General features: G+C 69.2%; 4 protein-coding genes. All 4 read right to left on the minus strand.

Annotated features, from left to right (window positions below; genetic code table 11):
* Positions 1-9: 9 nt before the first annotated feature.
* From ACFZBT_RS09545 to ACFZBT_RS09560, 4 genes are read right to left on the minus strand one after another with little or no spacing between them, the layout of a single operon-like run.
* Complete coding sequence (locus ACFZBT_RS09545) at positions 10-1734, minus strand: hypothetical protein (RefSeq protein WP_391100500.1); 1725 nt, start codon at positions 1732-1734, stop codon at positions 10-12.
* Positions 1734-7193 (minus strand): DEAD/DEAH box helicase, encoded by a 5460-nt coding sequence (locus ACFZBT_RS09550; protein ID WP_391100502.1) that lies wholly within the window; start codon positions 7191-7193, stop codon positions 1734-1736. The genes ACFZBT_RS09545 and ACFZBT_RS09550 overlap by 1 nt, the downstream gene beginning before the upstream one ends.
* Before the next feature lie 2 nt (positions 7194-7195).
* Positions 7196-8176, minus strand: a complete 981-nt coding sequence (locus ACFZBT_RS09555) for a hypothetical protein (protein WP_391100504.1) — start codon at positions 8174-8176, stop codon at positions 7196-7198.
* Positions 8173-10233, minus strand: coding sequence for a hypothetical protein (locus ACFZBT_RS09560; protein WP_391100506.1), 2061 nt, complete (start codon positions 10231-10233; stop codon positions 8173-8175). Before ACFZBT_RS09560 ends, ACFZBT_RS09555 begins: the two co-directional genes overlap by 4 nt.
* Positions 10234-11155 lie beyond the last annotated feature (922 nt).

Genomic DNA, 11155 nt, shown 5'->3' on the forward strand with positions numbered 1-11155 from the left:
CTCCGTTGCTCACGATGTGCTGCTCTCTGGGTTTTCAGGGGCTGCGGTGTCTTCAGCAGCCGGGGATAGGCGATCTGTCGCCCTGGTGATTGTTTCTCGGGCTGCCTCGGTGCGGGACCACGCACGGTCGCTGTCCGTGGGCGGCCGGGTGAGCCGCTGCAGGGGCTCGGGCGGGAGTTCCAGCCGGTGGCTCGTGCCGGTCGGGTCCTTCCACCGGTGCGGGGCGAGTGGGACGGCGAACCGAGGTACTTCCTGCTGCTCCCGCTCGGCCTTCTCGATCATGTCCTTGGCACGGTTGATCCGGACACGGCCGCTGTCGTCGAGCTCCTTCCTCAGGGCGCGCCAGGCCTTCTTCCAGTCGTCCGCCCCGTCAGGCACGCCGAGCACCGTATACGGGTTGAGCGGCTGGTCGCGTTCTCCCTGGGTCCGGTCCTCCAGGAAGCTCCGGTTATTCCGCAGTGTGGCCATGGCACCTCCGCCGAGTTGCTCCCGCGCTGGGGGACGTCCTTCGGCGTCCTGTTCCAGGAGTTTGAGGGACTCCGTCATCTCCTGGCTGGCGCGTAGGTAGGCATGGACGTTCTGGGCCTCCCAGCGAACCGGCTGCGAGTGGTGCCGGAGTCTCGCGGCCATGGCGAGCGCCGCCTTCCTCCGCTGGTCCGCCGTCTCGCCGTCCTCGCGGAGGAGGGCACGGTGCATCTGCCGCACGGCCCTGATCAGGGTCCGGATGCCGATCCAGCCGTTGAACTTCTTGTTGCTCGAGCTGCGCACGCGGGGGTGGATGCGCTCCAGGAGCACCCACAGCCTCTCGTCCGCGACGAGGTCGTCTGGAATCTCTCCGGTCCGTCGCACTTCGCGCAGGGTGTCGAGGAGCTTCTGCGTCGGTGGCAGGAGGTCGGTCCACTCCTCGGCGATGGCCTTGGCGTCGTTGGCCTGCAGCCTCACCAGCAGGCGCCAGTCCTGCGGCCAGTCACGGCCGGGGTCCGTTCCGGGGCCTGCCTCCCGGCGCTCCCGTTCCAGGGGCCAGGCCAACAGGTCCATCTCCTCGTCGGTGAGGGACGCCGGGTCCAGGCGGGCGCGGAAGTAGGCGGCACGGGAGGTGCCGTCGCGCTCGGGGACCGTGCCGATCCACTCTTCGTCGATGTAGTCGTCAAGAAGCGGTCGGGGAAGTTTAGCCAGGAGCGCCCTCTGTCGGGGGGCCGGCAGGTTGGTCTCCATCAGGCGACGGTCGTCCTGGTAGATCTGCCACATGCTGCCCGGCTCCCCCGGCAGCGGCAGTGGCTCGTCCTCCAGCAGGGCACGGGCGCGGTCGTCGAGCCGGTCGTTGAAGACGTCCAGCCCATGGTCCTGTGCCATGACGAGCAAGGAGACGCCCGAGACCGGATCATCCTGCCGGGACGCTGCATCGGCCGCGGCCTGCGCCAGCTTCGGCGCGGAGAGCGTCCCGGGCTCTGCCTGCAGCGCCTTGGGCAGCACGATTTCAGCAAAGGAGCGGGCGCGCTCCCAGGCATGCCGGTCGACGAATCCCTCTGGGACCGGCTGGGGCGCGACCGGCTCCGGCTGCTTCTGCGGCGGAACGACGGGAGCAGCGCTGCCGGCTGCTTCCGCGCCCTGCGGAGCTTTCCCTATGGTCCGGGCCTGGCGGAGGGCGAGGCGGCGGGCGATCTCGCGCTGCCGCAGCTCCTCCAGTCGGGCGCGGTCGTCGTGGCCCGCTCCCAACGGGGTTCCTGTCGTCATCAGAGCTCCTCCGCGAAGGTGTGCACCTGCTCGATCACCGCGGCAGGGGTCCGGTCCAGGCTGTAGGAGTCGGCGAAGGCGATCCTTGTGGCGAGGCCATCGCCTCGGATCTCGTTGCGAAGGGCCTGGAGCCGTTCGTTCCCGCACTCCTGGGTGGCGGACTCCAGCGGATGCTTGACGGCGACCGCGACAGGCTCGCCGGTGAAGTCCGATGTGAAGAACGCCACCGGTCCGGCGGCCGTCTCCTTCAGGCTGACGGTGGGCTCCTCGTCCGCCCAACCCTTCAGCAGGACGGCGTGCTCGTCCGGGTCGATCCGCAGTTTCCGGCCGCGCAGGGCGTCGGTCAGGTCGCGGGCGAGCCGCCAGTCGTACAGCGGGTGGAGGCGCATGTTGGAGTAGTCGCGCAGGCAGGAATAACAGGAGCTGCGGCAGTTCTGCGCATGATGGTCGGCCTCCAGGTCGTGCACGTAGCGGTCCACCGCCTGGAGGAATTCCTCGATGTGTTCCTCTGAACCGAGGTAGGTGCTGAAGCCCGCGCCGTTGTCGAGGCTGTCCGCCAAGTAGGCCATGACGGGAGCGGCCACGGGGGCGTCCGAGCCATGGATGCCGCTGAGGAGTTCCTCCGGCTGAACGTCCAGGTGCGGAGCGGCGGCACGGCGCAGCAGGGCCGCCAGCGAGTACCAGGCGGCGCGCCGACCGTGGTAGGCCTCGGGGAAGCCGTCGATCTGCTGGGACTTCGAGATGTCGAAGCGAAGGCCCCGGATCGTGTCGAGGGCGTTCTTGGCCCCGATGAAGAGCATGTCTGTGTGTTGGGTGGCGCCGAGGGCGATCTCCAGGTCAGCTTCCGCCTTGGGGTTGTCCAGAGCGAGGTATCCGCGCCACGGGCCGGTGTTCTTGACGAACCGGAAGAGCTTTCCGGCGTTGGTGTTGACGATGTAGCGGTCGCCGCTGCCGGTGTGGACGACCATCCAGTCGTCGGCGGCACGGTGGATGCGGGGGGCGGTCTTCTCGAGGTCGGTGGCGGTCCGTGCGCTGGTGGCGTTGGAGCCGAGCTCCCGGTAGCCGTCGTAGTCCCGTGCTTCGTGGGCAGCCCGAAAGCCTGCGGGCTCCCGGAAGGGAATGGCCCTGTAGTACTTGCTCTCCGCGCCGCAGGCGGGGCAGGTGCCGGCGCTCCCGGTTTCCGGGTCGACGACCGCCTGTGGGTCCACGTGGGAACAGATCCGGCACATGGCGACCAACTGTTCCGGTCCGAACGGGTCCTCGGCGGCCTGTACTCCGCGCCCGCTCGGGACGAGGGAGACCACTCCCCTGGAACGGAGCAGACGGCCGTCCTGCGGGGTCTCGCTGCCTGGTGCGAACTTGCTGAGGGCGACGGCCAGGTCACGGTTGACGGAATCGGCCGGCGGCCAGGGGAAGGTCTTCTGAGGGACGCTCCGGTAAAGGAGGCGGGAGCGGGTCGGGAAGCCGAACATGGGCAGCAGACCCGCCTCTGCCAGACGCTGGCTGAGGTCGGAGTGGCCGACCGTCCGGGCTGCCACCTCGTCGACCTGGCCGAGGAGTTCGTCGATGGCGGCCACCGGATCGATGGCAGCGATGCTCTCCGGTGTTCCGGCCCGGAGGGCGGCGGCAGCGGCTCTGACACGGTCAGAGTGCTCCGCGATCCACCGGCGGACGGCGCCACGATGCGTCGGCCAGTCGGCGGCAAGGCCGAACTGTCCGTGGACGTTGCTCGTCATGTCCGGCCCCTTCCGGCGGTCCTCCGGCTGCAGGGGCTCGAAGGCCTGGCGGAGGACCTCTCCCAGCAGGACCCGCCGGAAGACGGAGACCATGCCGAGGACCAGGTAGGGGGGCGGAGTCGGATCGTTGGTGATGGCTTCCGGGCGGGCGAAGTAGTGCTCGTCGTGACTGCGGCCGCGGCAGACGGTGAGGGCCACGGCGACCGGGCTGTTGCGTCGGCCTGCGCGCCCCACCCGCTGCTGGTAGTTGAAGCGGGTGGGCGGCATGTTGGCCATGATCACGGTGTTGAGGGGGCCGATGTCGACACCGGCCTCCATGGTCGTGGTCACGGAGAGCAGTTCCAGTCCGTCCGCCTGCGGAACGTCGTTGTCGCCGAGGAAGACGTCCTGGAAGAGGCTCTGCCGCCGCTGGGCCTCCAGCCGGTCCGTCTGGCCGGTCAGTTCCGCGGTGCGCAGGGGGAAGTCACCGGTGCGATGGGCGGCCTTCCACGCGTAGTAGTCGTCTTCGAGGACTCCGCTGTATTGCTGGGGCACGACGGGCAGCGGGGCCAGGCACTTGGTGCACAGCCCCGCGCCTGGGTGAAGGTGCGGCCGGTGGCAGGAACGGCATGTCCAGGTCTTGTTCTCTCCGGGGCGGAGTGCCACCTTCTCTGGCTTGATGACGTAGTCCACCACGGCGTCCTTCCAGGCGCCCAGCACCCTGTCCTCGATCGTCTGCACATCGGTGCCCTGATGTTCGGCGACCTGTTTCCAGAATCGCTTCAGAGGCGCAGGCGGCCTCTGCAGAGAGGCACGTATGCGGGTGAAGCGCCGCATCAGGCCGAGAATTCGCAGACTGGCTCGCGCCACTGCCTGATCGGTGTCCGGGCCGGTCTCCAGAGGCGAGCGGTCGTCGCGCAGGCAGAGCCAGCCGAGTCCGAGCGACTCGAAGTCACGGCCGCCGCCGGAGAAGAGGCTTCCGATGGTCTCGAGGCGGAGGCGGGAACGGAGGCGGTTGAGGAGTTCCTCCTGTGCCTGGGTCTCCACCACTGCTTCCCGGTCTCGCTCCCAGTTGTAGAGCGCGGTCCAGGGCTGTCCGGCCGAGGTCTGCTGGAGCGAGGCCGCGGGACCGGCGGGGTTGGTGCCGTACCTCAGCAGCATGCCCTCGAGGTCGGAGGCGAGGTCGTCCAGGGAGGGCAGTTCGGAGAACTTCCGCTCCAGGTCGGGCAGGAGTTCCGGTTCCGCGTCGAGGTCGTCGGCAAGGATCGCCTTCAGGCGCCCCCAGTCCGCTGGGTTGCGGTCCCTCAGCCGTTCCATTGCGGTACGGGCGCCCGCACGATCGACCGGTTCCCCGGCGTAGTGGGCCTTCACCAGCTGAAGGTCTCCGAACGGATCCCCCTGGTTCTCGACGCCCTGGGCGCTGAGCAGGCGGAGAAGGTCCTGGTGGTGGCGGAGGGCAAGACCGCTGGCAAGCTCGGAGGCATCGTCGCGGCTGTCGGAGAAGGCGATCGCCTTGCGCCGGCCGTCGGGAAGGTGGCCGAGGGCTTCGGTCACCAGCACTTGGTTGATCTTGTAGAAACCTGTGCGCATCCGCCGGACCGGCGCGTTGCGCAGCCGGTCCGGAGATTCCAGTGGAACGAAACGGCCGTCCCTGTCGTACTTGATCTCCCAGTCGTCGCCGCAGGCGGGGCAGCGGGTGGGGAACGCCTGCAGTCGGGCCGGGTCGTAGGCCGCCTTCTTGCCCTCCTTGTCCATGGGCACGGAGATGTGGAACGACCATCCGGTGTGCTGGACGTCCCGGTTCTCCAGGCGGCCGGTGGCGGGCTGGTAGGCGCTGCGGCGGAACTCGAACCCGACCTGCGGCCCGCCGTCGGACAGGCCCGCGTGCCAGCCGGGGTCGTCGAGGCCGAGGCCCTTGGTGCGCGGCCAATACACGACGTAGTTCGCCGCGGTTGGCGCGCCGCTGGCCTCATCTGGGAGCAGGTCCATGTCCGGGAAGTCGGTGTGGAGGGCACCGGTGAACCTACGCCGTTGGGTGTCCTTGGGGCTGGCGTACCCGCCGAGCATGAGGTCGCCGCAGGCCTGGCAGGAGAGAAGCTCAAGTACGCGGGAGCCGCAGGTGCAGCGGGACGTGGGCTCGGCGAAGAGCCGGCCTACCCGCCGTTCGGGGCCGTGCTCCACGGGGATGTGGCGGCAGCTGAGGTCGGAGCAGGCCCAGATGCCCTCGATGTTCCGGAAGAAGAAATGGGCGCGGAGCTGGGGAAGTTCGGGGTCCTGGGCAGAGCCGAGTATGCGCAGAGCACCGTGGAGGGCGGCCTTGCGCTGTTTCTCGGGGACGTCCGGGAAGAGGTTCTTCGCCAGTTCGGGAGCGGGCAGAGCACGAGGCTTGCCGCCGGGAGTGAGTGCGCGCTGGAGCGCCGGGCCGAGGCCGGTCTCCCGGGCCAGGGCAACGGCTCCGACCTGGGTGACGGGGACCTTCGCAGCCTGCGCGAGGCGTGCGGTGTGTGCGGCCAGGTCGCCCCCGCCGTGGATCTCCTTCGCCTTTCCGGGGATGATCACGCGCCGGGAGCCGGGCAGGGCGAAGAACCCGTCGAGGAAGTCGTCGTCCCGGCCGGCCTCCAGGGAGGCGGAGGCAGCGAGCACCCGCAGCTTCTCGGGGTTGTTGTCAAGGCCGAGGCGGTGGCGGAGGTTGCGTAGCAGGTAGGCCACCTCTGTACCGGCCGTGCCGCGGTACATGTGGAGCTCGTCGAGGATCAGGGTGAGGCGGGCGCCGGGGGCCTCCTCCAGCCACTTACTCGTGGCGCTGAAGATGTGCTCCTCCTGCTTGCGGAGCAGCATGATGTTCAGCATCGAATAGTTGGTGACCATGATGTCCGGCGGCGCGGCCTGCATGTCCCAGCGGGCGTGCATCTCCGCACCGCCGAGGCGCGGGATGAAGGGCCGCAGCTCCGCATCGAGCTTCCCGTCGGCCTTGCGCTGCCGCTCCTGGACCTCCCGCAGGTACTGCCGGAGACGGAAGTTCGCCGGCTCGGAATCGCGGCTGCCGGAGACGGGAGTGGCTCCGGTGTAGCGGCCGAAGTAGAAGCGGTGTCCGTTGCGCTTGCGGTCCAGCCATGCGTGGGCCTCGCGGCTGTCCAGCGACTTGCGGAGCCGGACCAGCTGGTCATCGGCGAGGGCGTTGGTGGGGTAGAGAATCATCACGCGCAGGGCGGCGGGGTGCCCGTGCTCGTTCTGTCGACTGGGCACGTGGTCGCCGTCTTGCTGCCACCATTCCCGCTGCGCCGCACGTGTGCCCTGCCAGTGGGCGGACTCGGTGACCAAGTCGGCGAGGACCGGCAGGAGAAAGGACTCCGTCTTGCCGGAACCGGTGCCTGCGGTCACCACGAAGTCTTTGCCCTCGCAGGCGGCGACCAGGGCGTCGTGCTGATGCTGGTAGAGGCTGGTCACGCCGTCGGGGAGCGTGAAGCGGGCGAACTCGGCCGCGTCGGGGTGTGCCCCTGCTTCGGCGAATGACTCCGCGACGCTGACGCCCCGGGAGGCGTACTGCGGGCGCAGCTCGATCAGCGGGTCGCGCCAGGCCCCGTTGTCCCGGTCCAGCAGGTTGCGCCGTTCGTCCATGACGGAACGATCGTCGACGCAGAACGGGGTGTCGTAGTAGCGGAAGAGCGCGCTGCGCAGGTCGTCGAAAGTGCCCATGACGTCCTGGACGTCGGTGTCCGTCACCGCCGTTGTCTGTTGTTCCACGCTCACTTGACCCTCCCGCCGGTGGCCGCCACCGATCGCGGCATGATCTCCAGGTTCTGCCGCAGCGAGACCGCGATCGCCTCGGCGAGCGCCCTCGGCACGTTGTCGTACGCGCGGGTCTGCGTCTGCCTGCCCGCTGAGGGCGGAAAGCCGCTGCATAGGACGGCCGCGCGCTCGTGCAGAGCGGGCAGGGGCGCGTACCGGTCGACGAAGAGCCAGCCGATGCCGGCACGGCCCTTGCCTGGTTCCGGGCGCCAGCGCATGACGCTGGTGCGGTGGCGGGCGAGCTCCAGGTAGATGCCCGTCTCGCGTTCCACCGCGTGGAAGACGCCGTTGCGGCGGACGCGGGTCAGGCGTGCGTAGTCGGCTCCGCGCCACCGGTACAGGCCGTCCTCGTCGTCCCTTGCCACGGGAACGAACCGCTGGAGCCGCAGCTCGTACCTCTCCAGCGTGTTGGCGGTGCTCCCTCCGGGCGGTGCGGACTCGGGGCCCGGCGCAGCCTGCGGAAGCAGTTCCATCAACTGCAGGGCCGCGCAGGGCACGTAGCGTGCCCCGAGGAACTCCGCGGCTTCGCGCAGGGTCGGCGGGTCCTCGTACTGGAACAGGAGGGTGTCGGGCAGCGCGGCCTCACCAGCCTCCGGCCGGTGGGGGACAGTGATCAGCTCCATCCACTCCTGAGCCGCCTCCTCGACGCGTGTGCTGATCTGCGCGGTTCGGGCGCCGGTCAGCAACGCGAGGCCGTCGGCGTGGGGCAGCCGGGTCAGTACCGGCGGTGCCACCGACCAGCGGTCGGCGCGCAGGTCCGCGTCGATGAAGCCGAGGGCGGCGGCCTTGCGCATCCAGTCCCAGTCGGCGTACTCCTTCAGCTCCAGGCCCCATGCCTGGGCCTGGCTACGGATCGCGTCGCGCAGTGCGGACGCCTTGCCGCTGCGGCTCTCGCTCAGCCAGCGCAGGAGGATTCCACCGAAGTCGGTGCTGCTCATCGGTCCAGCTCCTTCGCTGCCTGCACGTACGCGGCCCACGAGGGCTCGGTGGAGGCCTGCTGGGCGTTGAGGACGGCGCGAGCCCATGCCCGCGGGTTGCCGGCGCTCTTCGGAGTCGGCGTTCCGGGGTTGACTGGGCGGCCCCTCCAGCGTCCGCTCCGGCGCTCCAGGAGCCAGCCACCGATGCCGTGGAAGTCGGCCTCGAATCGCAACGGCGCGGGAGTGCCGGGGAGACGTTCTGTCCACCAGTCCGGTTGTTCCGGGGCCTCCAACGTCCACAGCCGTCCGTCGGCCGCCGCGAACAGCACCTCGTCCGCGTCCCGACGGCACAGTTCCATGCCGGCTGTCACGTCCTGGGTGGTGGCGCCCGCGCGGTGGGCGCCGGTGATGCCTGTCGGCAGCGTCTCCTCTACGAGGAGGGAAGGCGACTCCGACGCCTTGCCGTCCACGACGGTGAAGCCGCAGACCTTGGGCATCTTCGGCTCTACGACGGCCTGGTCCGCGGTGACGAAGTCGATCTCCACCCCTGCGTAGCCCACTGTGTGGCGGCCGGGCTCCAGCCTGAGCACGGCCAGGGAGACAGGGCGGCCCGCGGCGATCGCCTTCCTGAGCTCGGACCGCTCCCTTCCGTCGACGAGGAGCGTGCCCGTGCACTCCACGGCGTCCGGCACGACCACGTGGGGCTCGCCTCCGCACAGATACAAGTGGGAATCGAGCGAGGGCGCGAGCTTCAGTCCGCCCTCGAGGCGCAGCTTGAACTGGGCCGGGGGCTGTAGGAGGCCGACCGCGCCCTGGACCTCCTGCAGCGCCCGGCGCAGGGTGACTGCGTCGTCGAAGGTGACGGGCTTGTGCATGGACCAGCCGTGCGGCACCCAGGCCAGCTTGCTGGTGTCGGCGCTCCGGCCCGTGGTCGCGGCCTTGTCCAGCAGCCGCTGCACGTCCCGCTGCGCGGTCGGGGCAGCGAGCACCACGTGTGCCTCTCCCGGGCGGAAGCCGTCGGTGCCGGCCCAGACGCCGAGCACGTCGTCCCGTGCGAGCACCAGGACGGAGGAGGCGGGGCGGCTGAGCACCAGGTTGTCCCCGTCGCGGCGGATGCCCCTGGCGAGGGTGTCCGCGCTCAGGGCGGGCAGGCCCGTCACCTCGTAGTAGGCGGTGTCGCCGAGCTGTTCGAGGACGACGCCACCCTTGAGCTCGATGCGCTTCTTCTGCTCCGCGGACCGCAGGCGCGCCACCCAACTCAGCCGCCCCGCGTCCAACCGCACCAGAAGTTCGGCCCGGGTGACACCGGTTGGCACCAGCTCGTCCGAACCATCCCAAGATGTCGCGTAGTTGCCGATCAGCCTGGCGAGGAAGGGGCGGAGATCCTCCTCCTGCACAGCGTTGCGAAAGCCCTTGGAGAAGTGCTGCCCCATGCCCCGGATCTCGATCTGGGCCAGCAGTGTCTCCCCCGGTAGCGGCCAGGTCGTGCCGTACTCCCGCAAGGACCGGAACAGCTTCGGCATGAAGGACCGGTCTGCGCCACTGACGAGCGCCTGAGACTGGGCGAACCCGATCATGCTGCGGTTGGAGGGCAAATCTGCGGGGGCGGGAACGGTGCAGAGACCCCGTGCGCCCCTCTGACTGAACTGCCAGGAGGCCAGCACCTGCCACATACGAGAGATGGGCTCGTAGTGCTGGCTGCCCAGTTGCTTCTCGTCGCCGGTCAGCAGCTCGGAGAAGCGGGCATGGTAGGCCGTGGCCCGGTGGTTCCGATCGTTCACCATCCGGGACGCGGCCATCACCGAGCAGGCCAGCAGCGGCAGGAAGGCGGGCACCCCCTCCTTGTCCTGCTGTCGCTTGCGCCAGCGGTAGCCCTCGAGCGCGCTGTAGGGTTCCGCGGTCCCCAACCGCAGGAACCTGCCCACACACTGGGCGAGAGGCTCCTCTATGACGCATCCGTGCCTGAGCTCCTGCTCCACGTCGTCGTCAACGTAGAACAACGTCGGGTGGCCGGCGTGCTGCCGTCCGAAGAACTCCTCGGCCAGCACTTCCTGCCACGCCTCATAAGAATGGTCCACTCTGTCCCCAAAAGAGAGGTTCCGATGCCCCGTTCGTGAAATCCCCCGGGCATGGAACGGTCCTCCGCGTCACACTAGAGCCCACTGACATCAACGGTCTGCTGCCGAACACGCCCTCGGGCGCCGTCCCCGTCGGCCGTGCAGCTCTTGGCCGTTACCGCTAAGCGCAACTTAACGACACACAACACACCAAGACGTATCCCCCTCGGCGGGCAGCAACGCCTCCCGGTCAGACCTGACGCCAGCCGCGGCCTGCAACACCACGGGCGACCGCTCCGGCGGTCCATGCATCCCCGCCAGCACGCGCGATCTCCACCACGGCAGCCACAACCCTGGCGCCGTCCGCGTCGAGCTACGCCCACTTACGTCGCACGAACCCGCTCCCCTGCCCCACGCGATTGCGCAATCTCCGCGACTGCACGCCCTAGCCCGACGTGCCTTCTTCTCGCCAACTGCGGCCTGCTGACGGACGGCAGGGCCCGATTCCCCCAATGCGTCGTACACACAGGCAGGTTAGCGGAATCCACCAACAAGTTTCACAGAGGCTCCATATCGGGAATGCTGCCGGGACGCTATACACGCCTATCGTTCAATTTTTCGGCCCTCCGCACTCAACAGCACGCTGCCCGACCAGGCTCAACAACCCACCCACGCCCCTGTCCCCCTCTCGGACCGCGGCTGGCCCACCCTGTTCCACGCAGTGGCCACGATCAGTCCGCTGCTCGTGGGCAATCCCAAGAAGTCCAGCGCCGAAAGGCGATGGACGACCTTGGGGCTGCCGCCCACGTCACTGAACCTCCGGCGCCCAGCCGTTGATACAGGCAGCGAGCTTTGCGAGTCTCGACTGTCCCGCTCCGCTCCGCACGCGCGGAGGTGCCCCGCTGGACTCGACGTCTGTGGAACCCACGGATTGTCCGCTCTG

Origin of the sequence: Streptomyces sp. NPDC008137 (assembly GCF_042957035.1) — a bacterium.
Lineage (GTDB): Bacteria > Actinomycetota > Actinomycetes > Streptomycetales > Streptomycetaceae > Streptomyces.